At 34.0% G+C, this 16,700-nt stretch carries 13 protein-coding genes; 6 read left to right on the plus strand and 7 right to left on the minus strand.

What is annotated here, in order from left to right; translation table 11 throughout:
* From P8625_RS05175 to P8625_RS05190, 4 genes are read right to left on the minus strand one after another with little or no spacing between them, the layout of a single operon-like run.
* Entirely contained in the window at positions 1-762 is a 762-nt protein-coding gene (locus P8625_RS05175; RefSeq protein WP_279652416.1) for a shikimate dehydrogenase family protein, read from the minus strand.
* Positions 743-1,750: a DUF368 domain-containing protein gene (locus P8625_RS05180; protein WP_279652417.1), complete on the minus strand. Its 1,008-nt coding sequence runs from the start codon at positions 1,748-1,750 to the stop codon at positions 743-745. The genes P8625_RS05175 and P8625_RS05180 overlap by 20 nt, the downstream gene beginning before the upstream one ends.
* Positions 1,751-1,784: 34 nt before the next feature.
* A complete protein-coding gene (locus P8625_RS05185) occupies positions 1,785-2,708 on the minus strand; it encodes a DUF368 domain-containing protein (protein WP_279652418.1) in 924 nt (307 codons plus the stop codon).
* On the minus strand, positions 2,695-7,080 hold the full coding sequence (locus tag P8625_RS05190) for a translocation/assembly module TamB domain-containing protein (protein ID WP_279652419.1): 4,386 nt from the start codon (positions 7,078-7,080) through the stop codon (positions 2,695-2,697). The genes P8625_RS05185 and P8625_RS05190 overlap by 14 nt, the downstream gene beginning before the upstream one ends.
* A 224-nt stretch (positions 7,081-7,304) precedes the next feature.
* Here P8625_RS05190 and tsaD point away from each other — a divergent pair, with 224 nt between their 5' ends.
* The 6 genes from tsaD to P8625_RS05220 all read left to right on the plus strand — a co-directional run bounded on the left by tsaD (position 7,305) and on the right by P8625_RS05220 (position 14,449).
* The gene (gene tsaD / locus P8625_RS05195; protein WP_279652420.1) at positions 7,305-8,333 is read left to right on the plus strand and encodes a tRNA (adenosine(37)-N6)-threonylcarbamoyltransferase complex transferase subunit TsaD; all 1,029 of its coding nucleotides are present in this window, start codon (positions 7,305-7,307) and stop codon (positions 8,331-8,333) included.
* 19 nt (positions 8,334-8,352) lie between these two features.
* Positions 8,353-10,206, plus strand: a complete 1,854-nt coding sequence (locus P8625_RS05200; protein WP_279652421.1) for an LTA synthase family protein — start codon at positions 8,353-8,355, stop codon at positions 10,204-10,206.
* 56 nt (positions 10,207-10,262) lie between these two features.
* Positions 10,263-10,928 (plus strand): M15 family metallopeptidase, encoded by a 666-nt coding sequence (locus tag P8625_RS05205; RefSeq protein ID WP_279652422.1) that lies wholly within the window; start codon positions 10,263-10,265, stop codon positions 10,926-10,928.
* Positions 10,929-11,315: 387 nt separating this feature from the next.
* Positions 11,316-11,669, plus strand: a complete 354-nt coding sequence (locus tag P8625_RS05210; RefSeq protein ID WP_279652423.1) for a hypothetical protein — start codon at positions 11,316-11,318, stop codon at positions 11,667-11,669.
* 143 nt (positions 11,670-11,812) lie between these two features.
* Complete coding sequence (pdhA, locus tag P8625_RS05215; RefSeq protein WP_279652424.1) at positions 11,813-12,808, plus strand: pyruvate dehydrogenase (acetyl-transferring) E1 component subunit alpha; 996 nt, start codon at positions 11,813-11,815, stop codon at positions 12,806-12,808.
* A 3-nt stretch (positions 12,809-12,811) separates the two neighbouring features.
* Entirely contained in the window at positions 12,812-14,449 is a 1,638-nt protein-coding gene (locus P8625_RS05220) for a pyruvate dehydrogenase complex dihydrolipoamide acetyltransferase (protein WP_279652425.1), read from the plus strand.
* A gap of 48 nt (positions 14,450-14,497) precedes the next feature.
* Here P8625_RS05220 and P8625_RS05225 read toward each other — a convergent pair whose 3' ends face one another.
* The 3 genes from P8625_RS05225 to P8625_RS05235 are packed head-to-tail and all read right to left on the minus strand — an operon-like array spanning position 14,498 to position 16,693.
* Positions 14,498-15,040 carry a DinB family protein gene (locus P8625_RS05225; protein ID WP_279652426.1) on the minus strand — a complete coding sequence of 181 codons (543 nt, stop codon included), beginning with the start codon at positions 15,038-15,040 and terminating at the stop codon, positions 14,498-14,500.
* A 52-nt stretch (positions 15,041-15,092) separates the two neighbouring features.
* Positions 15,093-15,629, minus strand: coding sequence for a Crp/Fnr family transcriptional regulator (locus P8625_RS05230; protein WP_279652427.1), 537 nt, complete (start codon positions 15,627-15,629; stop codon positions 15,093-15,095).
* Positions 15,629-16,693 carry a PA0069 family radical SAM protein gene (locus P8625_RS05235; RefSeq protein WP_279652428.1) on the minus strand — a complete coding sequence of 355 codons (1,065 nt, stop codon included), beginning with the start codon at positions 16,691-16,693 and terminating at the stop codon, positions 15,629-15,631. The genes P8625_RS05230 and P8625_RS05235 overlap by 1 nt, the downstream gene beginning before the upstream one ends.
* Positions 16,694-16,700 lie beyond the last annotated feature (7 nt).

Raw genomic sequence — 16,700 nt, forward strand, 5'->3', positions numbered from 1 at the left:
TTAGCTCTCGTTCCATATTTCCCATGCTTTTTCTGCTTGAAGTTCTAGCATTTCTAATCCATTTTTTACCATAGAACCTTGCTCTTTTCCTTTACGTAAAAATGTCGTTTCTGAGGGATTGTATATCAAATCATACAACAAGTGCTTTTCTGATAAAAACTTATAAGGTATACTTGGGTATTGCGCTGTATTTGGATACGTACCAAGGGGTGTACAATTAATAATAACAAAATACGATTCGATGAGTTCTTTATCAATATCTTGATAAGAAATTTGTTTTTTACCTTCGGGATTTCTAGATACGTATTTATATTTAATTCCTAAACTTTCAAACACATAGGCAACTGCTTTTGAGGCACCTCCTGTTCCTAAAATCAAGGCTCTTTTATGATGTTTTTTCAGCAAGGGTTTTAATGATTCTTGAAATCCATAAACATCTGTATTGTAGCCTTTCAGTCTCCCCTTTTTAGTGATTTTAATCGTATTCACTGCACCTACTTTTAAAGCTGTTTTATCTATTCTATCTAGAAAATTAAAAACCTCTAATTTGTAAGGAATGGTTACATTCATTCCTTTTAATTGTTTTTTATTCTCTTTTATTTTTTGGGAAAGTTCTTGTATAGATTGAATATCAAAATTGATATACTCATGATTATTTAAATTGAGTTTTTCAAACTTTTCAGTAAAATACCCTCTAGAAAACGAGTACGAAATATTCTTTCCTACCAAGGCATAGAGATGCTTATTTTCTTTTTTGGTCATAAAAATCAATAATTAATATTAATACAATTCCAATAATAATAAATCCTATTGAAATCCATGTTTCCTGACTGTTAAAATCGGGAATAAACCGCTGATAATTTTCAATGATTTTATTTCCTTTTTGATCGAGTAAAAATATACCGTCCTTTTTTTTATAAATGGTTTCTTTCCAGGGCCAAACAACTCCTAAAGATCCTGTGATAAAACCTATGATTAGTGCTGTTACTATTTGATGCCATCTTTTTAAAACATAACCTAACACATGTGAGATAGATACAAGTCCAAATGCTGAACCTGCTGTAAAAACTCCAATAATTTTTAGGTAACGGATTTTTACAGGGTCTTGTAATACTTCAAAATTACCTGATAACACATTGGTTATTACATTTCCTAACACGTTTACACTATCTACTAACAACAACACGTAATTGCCTAATAATATAAGAATAAATGAACCCGAAAGCCCTGGTAAAGTCATGCCAGAAACCCCAATTATTCCGCATAAAAAGACGAACCACAAGTTATCATTTTCAGTAGCGGGTGTCATGAAACTAATAGAAATTCCTACTGAGGCTCCTATGAGCAAAGCTATAATAGTTTTGGGTGTCCATTTACCAAAATCTTTTGATATATAGTAAATAGAACCTATGATCATTCCGAAGAACCATGACCAAACATATAATTGGTAGTTTTTAAGAAAGTAATCTAAAACCAAAGAAACACTAAAGTAGCTAAAAATACTACCGCCCATTACCCATACTAAAAATTGTAGGTTGGTATAATTAGCAAAACTCTTAAATCGTCCATTAAACAACAGCTTAAACGCTTTTCCGTTTATTCGTTGAAAAGTGTAAATAAGTTCTTCATAAAAACCCATTACAAAAGCTACCATACCACCAGAAACTCCTGGTACTTTGTTAGCTCCTCCCATAATCAATCCTTTAAAAAAAAGATTGATTTTTTCTGAAAGCGTACGGTCTTTATACATAGTTGTTTGATTAGAAAGCTAAGTTACTTATTTTCTAATGCTTTTTAACAGCTAATTTCTCAAGTAGCAAAATAAGTGCAAAACCAATAAGTGCTAGTAAAACTGCGTAAAGTATTTGTGGATCTCCTTCGTATGAAAATGGAGAGACCGATAATTCGTTAAACGGAACTTGCTCTCCGTGTGAATTTGTTCTGTAGGTTAACACCTTTTTCCACGGCCATATTTTATTGAGTGAGCCTATAATGAAACCTGTTAAAACAACGAGTGTATAGTTTTTGTAGTTTGCAAATAGGTATTTTAACACTCTCGAAAAAGACAGGAGTCCGACAACTGCTCCTAATCCAATAATTGCTATCGTTGTAAAGTCGCGGTTATTTACAGCAGCTAAAACGGGTTTGTAAGCCCCTAAAAGCACCAATATAAAAGACCCCGATATACCGGGTAAAATCATAGCACAAATGGCTATAGCTCCTGCTAAAAACAGGAATAAAGGCGAGGAATTTTCAGAAACTAATGGATTTAAAGTCGTAATATAATACGCTACAATTGCTCCTAAGAGCAATAAAATTACTGAAAAAACATTCCATTCAGTTACTTGTTTAGCAATATAAATAATACTTGCCAATACCAATCCGAAGAAAAAAGACCATACTAAAATTGGGTGATGTTCTAACAACCAAGAAATCATTTTTGCTAGTGAAACAATACTGATAAAAATTCCAACAAAAAGAGCGGCTAAAAAATTACCATTTACCTGTTTCCATGCCGCTTTGAAACCCTGATCTTTTATGGTTTTTAACAACCCAATATTAATAGCACTTATCGAATTTAACAGTTCTTCATAAATTCCTGAAATAAACGCTATGGTTCCTCCCGACACCCCTGGTACCACGTCGGCTGCTCCCATAGCCATTCCTTTTAACATGATTACTAGGTAATTTTTTTTAGTGTTGTTCATAAAAAGTTTGATTATTTTTTTCTTTGGGTTTAAAGCTTACTAAATTTTTCTTCTTTGGTTGTAATGTATCTTTTTTAACTAACTTTTCTTTCTTGTTTTTATAAAGTCCTAATTTTTTTCCTAAGTCGCGCAAGTTATTAAAATTAACTTGATATGAAATACCCACTCCTTGAGTATAGCCTTCTTCTTCGGTAGAGTATTGCACTTCATTTTGACGGTTAAATACGGTTCCTCTTAAATTGCCTTCTTCATTTAAAAGAACTTCTACCTTTACTTCTCCAACAACACTGGTTTGGGTATTGGTACCAACAGGCACCCCTACTTTACCATTAATCAATACCCTATCACTTAGTTGTGTTGACACCGATAAATCTACTTGGTCGTCTGATGTAAGATTATCTACATCTCCTCTATCTCCCTGAGTGTAGCCTACCCCTAACTGAAATTTGTTTTCATTACTATTTAACATATTTGTTAAAATACTTGATGCTATTTCTGAGGCTGTTCCTGTTATTCCAGAGCTAGCACTACTACCAATGGCATCTGCGTTGTAAAATGTACCAAAAGCTAATAAAAATGAAAAATGTTGCATTTTGGTATTCAAATCGTTTTCATTGAGTATAAATTCTAATTCTGAACTTACAGTTGAATTCGCATTCGGAATTTTGATGTCAAATTCTTGCTTTGAACTAAACAACCCTCCTGTAATCTTCGTATACAAATCAATAGGTATTTTACGGTTTGAATTGATATTATCTAACAATTGAGCTGGATTTGCTTTGGTTCTATACACTGCTGTAATATCTAAATCGGCTTCGTAAGGGTCTCCATTCCAAGAAATGGTTCCTCCTTTTTGTACAATAAAGGGTTTGGTTATACCTGCATACTTAAAATTATAAAAGCCATTATCTACAGTAAAATCTCCAAACATCTTAAATTTTCCTCGGGTGTCGATATCAATGAATAGGTTTCCTTCTCCACTTCCTTTTAATTCACTTCCAGAAACCTTATCAATTACTACCTGAGCTACTGCGTCTTTTGTTACCGCTAAATTTAGCTTTAAGTCTAAACCTTTGATATCGCCTATTACTTTTCCTTCACTTCCCTCCTCTTCTTCTCCTGTTTTAAATCGAATTAATTTATAGTTATCGATTGTTTTTACATCACTCAGAGGAATAACAAACAGCGTTCCTTTATTGGTACTGCCATTCACATCGATATCTAAGTTGCTGGTTAGTCCTCTTATTTTTGCCTCTCCATTGAGAAAGCCTGTTCCGTAGTATGGCGATTCTTCTGTTTCTTTCGTATCTAAAACCAGTAAATTTTGGGTGTTGATATCAAAATTCAAAAACCAGTCTTCAAAATTTTGGTGTGCTATACTACCCGATAAATTTCCCTGCGTGAGGTATTTTGTATCTTCAAGTATAATATCTTTTAAAATAAACTCTTGCCTATCTAAAACTACACTTGTATTTCCTATAAGGTCAAAATCTACATTTAGATAAGGAAATGCCAACCCTGCATTTTCAAAATTTAGGATTCCGCTAAATGCTGGATTCCTCAAATATCCTTTTGCTTCAAAATCTCCCGAAACTTTTCCTCTCAATTTAGATAAAACATCTTTTCCTAGCGGACTAAAAGCGGCTATATCGTACTCTTTCAAATACACATCTAGGTCGATCGTGGGTCTTTCTGTCGAAAAATCAATTCCCCCTTTGGCTGAAATATTTTTCGCCTTCTCATTTTCTAAAGATAAATTAACGGTATATTCTTTATACGAGTTGTTACCTACTACATTTAATGCGAGGTTTCCTTGAGCGTAATCGTTGATGTGAAAATTTTCTATGTACAAATTTCCTTCAGGAATTACGGTTTCTTTTTCTTGTTTAAAATCTAATACTCCATTGAGTTTTCCATCTAATTTTAAACTATCAACTGGTGGTAAGAAACTGGCTAATTTTACTTTTTCGAAAGTAGCTTGCACATCTTTATAGGTGCTGTCTCTTACAACTCCTTTAAAGTTTATTTTTTGCTCTCCTGATTTAAAAACAAACGGACTTATGGTAAAATCTTCCTTTTTTAAATCAAAAGTTACCTTGTTACTTCTATCGTCATTCGGATTTACTTCCCAATCGAACCCTTTGTAATATAATGTTGATTTTTCTATCCCAATAACTGATTTTTGAGATTCGTTAATCGTATAAAAGAAGTCTAAGCTAAAATTCTCTCCGTAGTCTTTTCCTCCTTTAAAAACTGATTTAAAGAAAAGTGTATCATTTTCTGTACGGTTTAATAGGTTTAACTTTTCTATGTTATAGTACTTGGTATCTATTTTATCTACTGTGAGGTGTGTATTATAGAGGCGATTTTTATTATCCATTCTCAATACGACGCCTTTAATGATATTGGTATACGCATCTATTTCTGGAGATTCAAATCTTAATTTTAGTGCGTTTTTATCTGAGTTGATACGTCCTTTTAATCGGGTGTTTTTTCCTATGGAAACATCGGGTAGAAAAACATCGATAATCTGATTGTAAATTGTAAAATCGAAATCTAAAAATTGATTTGGTGCTACCTCATACGGACGGTAGTTCGTGTATACACTACCTAAGGCATTTTGAGTAATAGGTATTAACTCTTTGAACGTAAACTTACCCTCTACATAGCCTTTTACTATGTCTTCTGAGTTTACTTCGATTGTTTTTATACTATCTTTTAACGATGAATTTACTTCAAAAATTTTAAAAGGATAACGTTGCTTTTGATTGGTATATACTAAATCTTTAAAGGTAGCTTTACCCACTATATTGTCGAGAGTATTTCCAGAAATATTTAAGTTTATATTCCCTTTCAATTCTGCGATACTGTCTCTTGTAAATAAGTTTGTTTTTTTTAGGTCAATTCTGTCAACGTCTGCAATAAAATCGAATTTGTTAATGTCTGAAGAAAAATCGGCAAGCCCTTCAAATTTCAATTTGAAATTTTCATCTTGGGCATTCAACAAACCGTCAAATTTTTTATTTTGAAACTGTCCGTTTACCTGCAAGTTTTTGTATTCGTAATTATTAAAGTGTAAGCTGCTTATTTTTCCTATAAGTATGGTATTGATGTTTTCAACATTAAATCCACTACCATTTACATCTGCTTTTAACGAAACCGTTCCTAGCAAGGGGTCGTTCGCAAAAACACCCAAATCAAAATCTCTAAATTCAATTTCTCCTGTATAATCGGCTTTATCAATAGCATCAATATTCATTAATTGAAGGTCTGAAATGGCAGTTCCTATCTCAGATTTTACTGAGATGGTAGCATCCATTTGCTGTGGAGTTACCTTTACCATTCCTTTCAATGTAAAATTTCCTAATCTTTGAAATTCAGTTGGCAATGTTTTTCCCATTAAATTAGGCAATACACTTCTTAACTGGTGGTAGTTGGCTGTTAAGTTGTCTAAATCTGCATCAAACACAAAACCTCTGCTAGTTTTTACTGCATTTACAAACCCCAGATCGCCAATAATTCTCATTCCTCCTTTAGAATGAACTCTTACATTATTTGCGCTGAAGTTATTTAATACCCCATTCATCGTTCCACTTAGGTATAAAAAATCACTTCCTCCTATTTCATTATATAGTTTATTTAAGTCTTTTACCGCTAATACACTTTCTTTAAAACTCGCATTAATTAGTACTTTATCGTTAAAATTTGCTAAGTCTTTTCGCTCATAGGTAAACTTAACTTCTGCTTGTAGCTTGGTTTCATTCGTGGTTTCAACCATGGTGTTTTTAAAATCCATGTAAGACCTAGTGTAGGTAAAATCTGTAGCTAAGTTTGAGACACGAATTCCTCTGTTTCCTGTAAAAAACATATTTCTAATATTCATAGAAACATCGGGACCTATAATAGAAAAGTTGTTTAATACTGCGCCAGCATCATAAGCCGCAAAACTAAGGGGAGTATCTTTGTTTTCATCTAGCAATTTAAAAGTTAAATCGTGTAATGAAATTTGATCGCTTTTAAGAATAAATGGATCGGATAAGCTGTCTTTTGGTTTTTCATCTTTAAAGCTTTCTACAAAAATAGACAGGTTATCATCTTCTTCACCTTTGTATTTTTTCATATAAAAATGAATACCATGTAAAGAGGCTTCTCCTAAATTCACTTGATTTTCTAATACCCGTTTTGCATTGAGTAAAGAAGTGTTTAAATTCTTAACGAATATAAGTGTGTCTTTATGGTGGTCTCTAATCTCAATTTCTTTTATTTGAACGCTTCCGAACCACGACAAATCAATTTTTTTTATAACAATATTCGTATTAAACTCCTTGTTTACCCAATTGGTAGCTTGCTTAGCTAATCGACTTTGTACCATTGGTAGTGATAGCAAGATAAAAAGCACCAGTAAAAAAAGCACGGTGTACTTTATAATTTTACCTAGTATGTTACCTATTTTTTTGATGCTTTTCCCCGTTTACAATACTACCTAACAAAAGTAATCAGCAAACTGCAAAAATGTTGCCTTATTTTAAAGAAATGTTATTTTTAACGAAAATCTAACGTATTATCAATATTTTTGCAATCAAAATTCAGTAAAAATTGAGTACTAAAAACATCTATATTTTAGGTATTGAAAGTTCTTGTGATGACACAAGTGCTTCGGTAATTTGCAACGCAAAAGTGTTGAGTAATATTGTCGCCAACCAAGAGGTACATGCTAAATATGGTGGTGTGGTTCCTGAGTTGGCTTCGAGAGCACACCAACAAAACATCGTTCCTGTGGTACAACAGGCCATTAAACAAGCGGGTATTACTAAAAAAGACCTGAATGCAATTGCTTTTACACGCGGTCCTGGTTTAATGGGTTCGTTGTTGGTCGGCACTTCTTTTGCTAAATCATTAGCCTTAGGGTTAAACATTCCTTTGATCGATGTAAATCACATGCAAGCCCATATTTTGGCTCATTTTATTGATGAAGAAGGAAGTAACATACCTCCTTTTCCTTTTGTTTGCTTAACTATTAGTGGCGGACATACTCAAATTGTAAAAATTACCGATCATTTTGAGATGGAGGTTTTAGGAGAAACGATTGATGATGCTGTGGGAGAAGCTTTCGATAAATCAGCAAAAATATTAGGACTCCCGTATCCGGGTGGACCATTAATTGATAAATATGCTCAATTAGGAAATCCGAAGGCTTTTAAGTTTACAAAGCCAAAAGTGGGCGATTTAGAATTTAGTTTTAGCGGATTGAAAACGGGTATCTTATATTTTATTCAAAAGCATGTAAAAGAAAATCCTAATTTTATAGAAGAAAACCTGTACGACATCTGTGCATCCATCCAATATACGATTATTGAGATTTTGATGGATAAACTTAAAAACACCGTAAAACAAACGGGGATTAAGCACGTTGCCATTGCTGGCGGAGTTTCTGCCAATTCAGAAATACGAAAACGCTTGGCTTTAGCTGAAAAACACTGGGGATGGACAACCTATATTCCTAAATTTGAATATACGACCGATAACGCTGCAATGATTGCCATTGCTGGCTATTTAAAGTACTTAAATGATGATTATTCTAACATTTCTGTAACTGCAAAAGCGCGTTTAAAGGTTACAGAATAACCCCTATTTTTAAGTGACAATGAACAACCTTAAAAACAGATTTCTATTTACTGCAACCTATTATTTTTTATGGGTATTGTATTTTTTACTTGCTCGCCTTTTGTTTTTGCTATATTACTTCGACAAAACTTCTGAGCTAAGTTTTTCAACAACACTACAAACATTTCTGTACGGCATTCAATTAGATTTTTCTTTTGCTGCCTATCTTGCTATCATTCCTTTTTTAATCGCCCTATTTTCTATCTGGATTCCGAAGAAAATTATCAGTTATTTAATCAAAGGCTATACCTTCCCAATTCTAACAGTCATCAATCTATTGATGTTGATTGATATTTCTTTGTACAACTTTTGGGGAGTTCGAATTGATGCTACCGTATTGAATTATATCAATACTCCAAAAGCGATGCTTGCCTCGATAAGCACCCTTCAGCTTGTAGTTGGAATTTTTGTTTGGATAGTCATTTCTTTAGTAGCAATTTTCTATTTCAATAAAATTTTAAACAAAGCACTCAACAAGTTAAATAAAGGAAAACTTATTGAAGTTCCTGTTTTTCTATTGTTAATTGGAGGGTTGATTATTCCGATGCGAGGGGGTTTTGCCAATATTCCTATCAATCAGAGCAATGTGTACTTTTCTAAAAATATGTTTGCCAACCACGCAGCGGTAAATTTTATTTGGAACTTTACCAATACCATTAGTCACAGAACAGACGGTAAAAACCCATATATTCACTACAAAAAAGACCTTGCTAAAAATATTATCAACACCTCTAAAAATCAACTGTTAACAGCAAAGACAGACACTATTTTAAACACGAAAAGACCCAATGTTATTTTACTTATTTGGGAAAGTCTCTCTGCGAAAGCAGTTGGTGCATTAGGAGGTGAGCCTAACGTTACCGTACACCTGAATAAACTAGCTAAAGAAGGTATTTTATTTACAAATTTCTACGGAAATGGAGACAGAACAGACAAAGGAGTTCCTGCTATTTTAAGTGGTTATTACCCTCAACCTACCAATAGCATTATGAAAATTCCTTACAAAGCAAGAAAACTACCCATGCTGACTAAGGAAATGAAAACCTTAGGATACCATACAGGTTTTTATTACGGAGGCGATAGCAACTTCGGAAATATGATTACCTATTTGCGCAATGGAAAGATCGATAAAATTGTAGACGGAACCGAATTTGATAAAGCAGATTGGAACTCAAAATGGGGCGCACACGACCATGTTTTTTTAGAGCGATTTATGAAAGATTTGTCGGCTCCCGACCTTAAAGAGCCCTTTTTTGAAGTAGCACTCACGTTAACCAGTCACGAACCCTATGAATTTCCTGACGAATATAAATTCGGAAAAAATTCTACAGAAAACCTGTACAGAAGTGCACAAGCTTATACCGATAAGTATATCGGGAAGTTTATTGAAGAAGCCAAGAAACAACCTTGGTGGGATACTACCCTACTAATTATTTTATCCGATCACGGACACCCATTACCTAAGCATAAAGGATACTTTAATGCACCTAAAAGATTTCAAATTCCGATGGTTTGGTTGGGTGGTGCGCTGAATAAAACAGGAATTACTATTGATACTTTTAGTGCTCAAACCGATTTAGCGTATACGTTAGCAGCTATGTTAGGAGGAAATTCAGCACAATTTGAATTTGGAAAACATATTTTCAATACTTCTCAAAATCAATATGCACATTATGTATTTAACAAAGGTTTTGGTACCGTTTCTAAAAACGGAACCTTTGTTTATGATTATGTAAGTAATAAACCTGTATTACAAGAAGGAAATTATCAGTCTTTAGATTCTTTAGGAAAAGCCATTAGCCAAAATGCATATCAAGATTTTTTAGACAAATAAAAAGTAAATTTCTGCAAGAAATAAATTGTTACCATCCATTTCATTACTTTTACCCTATGAAATGGATGGTAACCTTATTTTTACTTAGTTTTTTAGCAATTCACTCACAGAATTTACCCGAAGGATTTTCGTATATCAACGAGGTATCTCCTACCATACAAAGTGAATTACGATATTGTCATGACAATAACTTTATAGGAACTTCTGTGAATGGATATGAAGAAGATGTTCTTATTGCAACCACCTCAACTGCAAAAGCGCTGAAAAGAGTGCAAGATGAATTAGCTACTCAAAAATTGGGTTTAAAAATTTATGATGCTTATCGCCCGCAAACAGCAGTAAACCATTTTGTAACTTGGGCTCGAGTAATGAACGACACTCTAATGAAACAACACTATTACCCAGAGGTTAATAAACGTCATTTATTTAAACTGGGGTATATTTCTTCAAAATCAGGGCATTCAAGGGGTAGTACCGTCGACTTAACAATTATAAATTTAGAAACAGGTAAAGAATTAGATATGGGAAGTCCGTATGATTTTTTTGGCTCCTCTTCGCACATTAGTTACCAAAACCTTACTGAAAAACAAAAAAAGAACAGACAACTATTACAAACAATAATGCGTAAACATGGTTTTAGGTCGTATAGTAAAGAATGGTGGCACTTTACCTTAAGAAATGAGCCTTTTCCAAAAACTTTTTTTGATTTTCCCGTAAAATAGTAAGTTTTAACTCTTTATTTAGAGAACACTTAAAAATCGGCATTATATTTGCTAACATTTAGTTGTAATGATGAAAATAGTACCAACACTTATATTCGTTTTTCTATGCTGCACAACATCCACTGTTTTTTCACAGATGGATGGAACTTTTGGTGGTAAAAAAAGGGAAGCACTTCTTTCGGAATTATAACATCATCTGCTAAAGAAGTAAAAAAGCCTGAATCTTTAGATTTTGAAAACGATAACGGTTTTAAAACTGCACACCAAAAACAACAAGAAGAAGTTCAAAAAAAGCAAGCTGAAAAAGATTTAGAAAATAAAGGAATTTTAACACAAGCTAAAATTGCAGAAGAGCAATATTTAAAATCCTTTAAAAAAATAAATGGAATGTACACATATCCTGTTATCGACCAGGATTTAGGTAGTTTTAGTACCAAAGGTAAAAGTGTAAATATCATTTGTAGAGACTATCAATATCCTGACGGAGATAGGGTAACTATATACGTTAACGGTATTCCTGTTGTAAGCAACTTAACACTTGAACAACGATACCAGTCGTTTAACATTCCTTTAGACGAAGGTGTGAACGAAATTAATATCGTAGCCCTAAATCAAGGTACTTCCGGACCTAATACTGCCGCTTTTAAAATTTATAACGATGCTGGTATGCTCATTTCGTCTAACGAATGGAATTTAGCTACGGGTGCCAAGGCAACTATTATTGTTGCTAAAGAAAAATAATTCCTCTATTTTTTTATCACTAAAACCTTTCCTTAACTTTTAGTAATAACTTTTTTTAAATTACTAAAAACTACTTATTTTTGTAGCTACGTTTTATCAAAAGTAAAGCAAACGAACATTAAAATAAACAACTAAGGTATATAATGAAGGAAATAACCAAAGAAACCTATATCAACTGGTATAGAGACATGCTATTTTGGAGGAAGTTCGAAGACAAGCTAGCAGCAGTTTACATTCAACAAAAAGTTAGAGGTTTTTTACACTTATATAACGGTCAAGAGGCTGTTTTAGCAGGTTCATTACATGCAATGGACTTAACTAAAGACAAAATGATTACTGCATACCGTAACCACGTGCAACCTATTGGTATGGGAGAAGACCCTAAGCGTGTTATGGCAGAATTATACGGTAAAGCAACGGGGACTTCTCACGGTATGGGAGGTTCTATGCATATCTTCTCTAAAGAATACCGTTTCTATGGTGGTCACGGAATTGTTGGAGGACAAATACCTTTAGGTGCTGGTATCGCTTTTGGAGATAAGTACAAAGGTAGCGACGCCGTTACGTTATGTTATTTTGGTGATGGTGCTGCACGTCAAGGTTCTTTGCATGAAACTTTTAACATGGCTATGAACTGGAAATTACCTGTCGTATTTATTGTTGAAAACAACGGGTACGCTATGGGAACTTCAGTTGAAAGAACTGCCAACCATACCGATATTTGGAAATTAGGTTTAGGATACGAAATGCCTTGTGGCCCTGTAGATGGAATGAATCCTATTAAAGTTGCCGAAGCTGTAGACGAAGCTATTCAAAGAGCACGTCGTGGTGACGGACCTACTTTCTTAGAAATGAAAACGTATCGTTACAGAGGTCACTCTATGTCGGATGCACAGCACTACCGAACCAAACAAGAGGTGGAAGAATATAAAAAAATAGACCCTATTAGCCAAGTTTTAGATATCATCAAAGAAAAGGAGTATGCAACAGAAGATGAAATCAAAGCAATTGACAAAGAAGTAAAAGATAGGGTTAAAGAATGTGAAAAATTCGCAGAAGAATCTCCATATCCAGAGTTAAATCAATTATATGATATGGTATACGAGCAAGAAGATTACCCATTTATAAAATCTAAGTAAACTATGGCTACAATTATAAACATGCCTCGCTTAAGCGATACAATGGAAGAAGGAGTGGTAGCTTCTTGGTTAAAAAAAGTAGGAGATAAAATTGAAGAAGGTGATATTTTAGCCGAAATCGAAACGGATAAGGCTACGATGGAGTTCGAATCTTTCCACGAAGGTACTTTACTACATATTGGTGTTCAAGAAGGTGAAACGGCTCCTGTTGATAGTTTATTAGCAATCATCGGCGAAGAAGGAGAAGATTTTTCAGCATTGTTAAACGGAAACTCTGCTGCTCCTGCAGAAACCGAAACCGAAACACCTAAAAATGAAGAGCCTAAAGCTGCACCTACAAACGCTCCTACTATTCCAGAAGGAGTAAAAGTGGTAACTATGCCTCGTTTAAGTGATACCATGACAGAAGGTACCGTTGCTACTTGGTTAAAAAAAGTAGGCGATGCAGTGGAGGAAGGCGATATTTTAGCTGAAATTGAAACCGATAAAGCTACGATGGAGTTTGAATCTTTTAACGAAGGAACTTTATTACATATTGGAATTCAAGAAGGAGAAAGTGCACCTGTAGATAGCCTACTAGCAATTATTGGAGAAGCTGGAACTGATGTTTCTTCTGTACTTGAAGCACACAAAGCAGGTGCTTTAGACAATTCTTCAGATTCAGAAGAAAAACAAGAAGAAGCTCCGAAAGCCGAAGAAAATAAAACAGAGACAGCAACTACTCCTGTAGAAACTGTATCGAATACCAATAGTGGTGGAAGAATTTTTGCATCTCCATTAGCGAAAAAAATAGCCAAGGATAAAGGAATTAATTTAGCTGAAGTTACAGGTTCAGGAGAAAATGGTCGAATCGTAAAAAAAGATGTAGAAAACTATACTCCAGCGGCAAAAGTTGAAGCTCCAGCAGCAAGTACTTCTAGTATTCCGTCGGCGGTGACGAATTTTGCTATTGCTGGTGAAGAAAGCACTTCTGAAGTTAAAAATTCTCAAATGCGTAAAGCGATTGCCAAAGCATTGAGTAATTCTAAATTCTCTGCTCCTCACTTCTACTTAAATATTGAAGTGGATATGGATAATGCAATGGCTTCTCGTAAAACTATTAACGAGATTCCTGATACTAAAATATCATTCAACGATATGGTGGTAAAAGCATGTGCCATGGCGTTGAAAAAGCATCCGCAAGTAAATACTAGCTGGACAGATGATAACACCTTATTTCATAGCCATATTCACGTAGGTGTTGCGGTAGCCGTAGATGAAGGTTTGGTAGTTCCTGTAGTAAAACATACAGATGCTTTAAGTTTAACGCAAATTGGTGCTGCGGTGCGTGATTTAGCTGGAAAAGCACGTAATAAAAAGATAAAACCAGATGAAATGCAAGGAAGTACCTTTACAGTTTCTAACTTAGGTATGTTTGGTATTGAAAGTTTTACATCAATTATCAATCAGCCTAATTCTGCTATTTTGTCGGTAGGTGCTATCGTACAAAAACCAGTAGTAAAAAACGGAGAGATTGTAGTAGGTAATACCATGAAGTTAACTTTAGCCTGTGACCACAGAACTGTTGACGGTGCAGTAGGTGCTCAGTTTTTACAAACCTTAAAAACTTATTTAGAAAACCCTGTTACCATGTTGGCATAGTGTATTCATAAAATATAACTCACAAAAGCTCGCAAATTGCGAGCTTTTTTAATGCAGCGCTTTTTTCGCTTGTACGATATGACGCTCATTATGAAAAATTACAAAACGAAACGTATCTCCTATCCTAAATTTTAGGAATGGTAACGTAATTGCTGTTTTAATTTTTGTCAAATCTTTTTCTTCGGCTACCTCTAATAATCGAAGCAACTCGAATTGATTGTCTAAAAAATCAGCCATCACTTTTTGAGCATCCAATTTTGAGTGTATCGGATTTTTACTCTTAAACGTATTCATGGTTTTCATGCCTTCTTTTGGCAACATCTGTAGAGCAAATTTATTTCCGAAATACCCAGGCTTAAACATTACTGATTTTGGTAATTTAGATCTCTCTAACTGCTTTGTAAGCTCTCTATTGTAAAAGTCTGCATACCTGTTTAAATGTTCTAAACATTCGATAACCGACCAAGATTTTTCATCCTCTTTTTTCTGTAAATCAATTTCTGAAAATTCATTTAACGATGCTACAAATTGAATATGAGAGTTTACGTATCGCTTTAACTCTTCTAATAGTACCTTTGTTTTAAAAATCATTCTTTTTAATTTTCTACAAAATTGCCTTTTTCCTAGTTAAAAAATCTTGAGTTTAATCAACACTTTTTAAAATTCTCGATAAGGTTTCAGGCGTCATACGTAAATACGAAGCAATATATTTTAACGGTATTTCTTGAAATACCTGAGGGCTTCTTTCTAACACTCTTTTAAAACGTTTTTGGGGTGAATACGTTATCAAGTCTATTTCTCTTTCTATTTGTTGATGCACGAAACTTTGCAATAAGGCTTCCCACACTTTCTTATATTCTTCGGAAGATTGTATAAGCTCGATAAATCGCTTTTTTGAAATTATTTTTACATGACATTTTTTCAACGCTTGTATGTAAAACTTCGTTGGTTTTTCTGTCAAAAAAGCATCCAATGCTGTCAGTATAGAATTCTGATATCCAAACCTGATGGTGTGCTCTTCTTTTTCATCGTCTATAAAAACACGCAAACTTCCTTTTTTTACAAAAAACAAATCGGTACTTATCGTTTCTTTTGTAACTAAGTATTCATTTCTTTTGAGGATAATTTCTTTTTCCCAATTAGATTCTAAAATCTTCAGGAGTTTTTCATAAAATTCCATTAAAACAATGTTGTTTGATTGGTTTGATACTTATCAAATTTAGCAAAATCTAACGGAGGAAGTTCTTTGTCTTTTATATATAATTTTCTTGCTAACTTAAATTGTGCGTGTATTTGCTCAGCTATTTTACCTTCTCCACGCATTCTGCTTCCGTAACGAGAATCGTTTAATGTTCCTCCGTGGCAATCTTCTATTTGGTGTAAAATTTTGTCTGCCCTATCAGCGTAGGTTTTTCGTACCCAATTGGTAAAAATTTCTCCTATCGCTCCATTTAAACGTACTATCGTATATCCTATAGATGTTGCTCCGAGTTCACTTACTTTTTTTACCAAAGGCAATATTTCATGACTGTTAATCGATGGAATAATAGGTGCCATCATTACATTTACTGGAATCGTATTTTCAGCGAGTACGTTAACGGTTTCTAATCTTTTTTTAATTGTTGCAGTTCTGGGCTCTAAAGCTCTCCTTGTTTCTTCTGATAATGAAGTGATAGAGATACTTACTCTTACTAGATTTAGTGCTGCCATTTCCTTTAAAATATCGATGTCGCGAAGTATCAATGCGTTTTTTGTGATGATACTCACTGGATGCTTTAATTTTAATAGTACTTGCAGCATTTTTCGGGTAATCTCCAACTTCTTTTCAATAGGCTGATAACAATCCGTATTCCCTGAAAACAGAATAGTTTGCGGTTGCCAATTACGACTTCGCAACTTTTTCTCTAACAATGCTGGCGCATTGGCTTTGTACAATATTTTACGTTCAAAGTCTAGCCCTGCTGAATACCCCCAGTATTCATGAGTATTCCGAGCATAACAATAAATACAGCCATGCTCGCAACCTTGATACGGATTCATAGAATAGGAAAATCCGATATCTGGACTCGTGACTTTGTTCAAAATTGTTTTCGGATATATTTCTAAATAAGACGTTTTATTCGTATCTGCTACTTCATTTTCAGCTTCGCAATAGTTTAAAAAGTTATCCAATACCTCATGTTGATGTTGCATAAATTTGTTATGTGTATTGTGTTGTGCTCCACGCCCTTTAATATAACTCATAATGCTG

Origin of the sequence: Tenacibaculum tangerinum (genome assembly GCF_029853675.1) — a bacterium.
Classification (GTDB): Bacteria; Bacteroidota; Bacteroidia; order Flavobacteriales; family Flavobacteriaceae; genus Polaribacter; species Polaribacter tangerinum_A.